The 1,692-nt window shown below is 72.7% G+C and carries 1 protein-coding gene; it reads right to left on the bottom strand.

The window, feature by feature from the left end; all coding sequences use genetic code 11:
• Nucleotides 1–172: 172 nt before the first annotated feature.
• The coding region (locus QQK25_RS22860; RefSeq protein ID WP_284190030.1) for a polymorphic toxin type 4 domain-containing protein at nucleotides 173–1,692 on the bottom strand (1,520 nt) is incomplete at its 5' end.

Raw genomic sequence — 1,692 nt, 5'->3', positions numbered from 1 at the left:
CCGAGGCCCAGGCTGGCGGGGGCCGGATCGCGGGCGGCGCGGCTCAGGGGGGCGGGGCGCTCGCCCCGGGCAACCCGGTCGGCCCGATGTTCGGCGGGCTTGTCGCGGGTGATGAGCGGCATTTTTTGCCGTTTTGTGGGGTTTTCCATGGTCAAGTCTCCGCCACGGTAGGTCATTCAAAGGGCCGCCAGACGGCGATCACCGGCTCGCCGCCCGGGCCGGGCCGCACGGTGAGGCGCTGGAAGCGCAGGTCGTTGGGGTCGCGCCGGCGGATGATCCAGCCGCCGTCGCTGCTTCTGACGCGGGTGTAGCCCGGCGGGAGCACGGCCGTCGCCACCGGCGTGTCGATGAGCGGTTCGACGCTGGCCCAGTTTTCGGCGTGCACGATGGGCGCCGTGCCGCCCCCGGCCCGCATGGCAAAGCGGGTGCGCAGCCGTGCGGGCACGTCCACCAGGTCGAAGTAGTTCGACAGGTCGGGGCTCTCGGTGATGTTGGCGAGCCCGTGCTCCACCGCAAAGGGGGCGTCGCGGCCCACCGTGATGCGGTATTCGAAGAGGAACTCGGGCGAGCCGCCGCCCCGCGACACCGATACGCGGTAGCGCACCTCGGCGAGCCGCGAAGTGCCCCAGTGGGCCTGGGTGAGGGTGGACAGGTGGAAGCGTTCGCCCCCGCGGGCGGCATCCCGGAAGCCGCGCAGCAGCTCCTCGATCCCGTTGTTCTGGATGATCTGGTTCACCTCGGCCGGCGCCATCAGGATGCCGAAGGGGCTCTCGAAGCCGGTGCCCTGGCCGAGGGTGTGGGCGCGCTCCATGCCGGCCACTTCCGGCCGGCCATGCTCGCCGGCGCTGAGGAATTCCAGCTCGGTTTCGCGCCGGCCAACGCCCCGGCGGACCACCGTGTCGTGGCGGGTGAAGCCGTTTTCGCGCCACACCCGGGTACCGTCCGGGAAGGTGTACACAACGCCCTCGGGCAGCGGGGCGATGGTGCCGTCCAGGTTGCGGGGCAGCTCGGAGATGTCGTTGAAGCGCCGCACCCGGTAATCGAAGGGCGGCTCGGACGACACGCGGGTGGCCCCCCGGAAGCTCGGCTCCGGCTCTCCCCGGCCACCACGGCCGGCGATGACCCCTTCGGGCACGCCCCAGCCGGTGAGTCGCGCCTGGATGGCGTCGGCGGCGGTCTGCAGGTTGGCGATCTCCTGCTGCAGCCGGTGGGCAGTGTCGCTGCCCGGTGCCAGGCCCGACATGGCGTGCTCGCGGGCCTCGATCATCCGGGCGTGCTTCTGGAGTTCGAGGATCACCTCTTCCTCGTTGGACAGGGTGCCACCCCGCGCCCACGCCCGCACCCGCTCCAGCATGCCGCGCAGGTTGCCGGTCTCGTCGCCCCAGCGGCGCAGGGCCTGGACGGTTTCCTGGTGGATGCTCACGTCGCCCAGGCGAGTGCCCGGCCCGACCCACAGCTCGAGCCGCTGCACGCCGTCGAGCCCCATCGCGTAGCGGACCTCGGCGGTGCCCGGGGCCAGCCCGCCACCCACCATCACGCTGTCGAGCCCGAGCCGCTGGGCGATGCCCGGATCGTCCACCGGCACGCCCATCTCGGCGGCGGTGCGCACCACCAGTTCGCGCCGGGCGCGGAAGGCGGCGATCAGGTCGCCCGCGCGGCCCTCGGGCACCACGTCGAGCTGGCGGAGCAGCG

This window comes from Zoogloea oryzae (assembly GCF_030161255.1).
Classification (GTDB): domain Bacteria; phylum Pseudomonadota; class Gammaproteobacteria; order Burkholderiales; family Rhodocyclaceae; genus Zoogloea; species Zoogloea oryzae.
The sequence above is the reverse complement of the archived record's forward strand: the minus strand, read 5'-3'. Positions and strand labels throughout refer to the sequence as shown.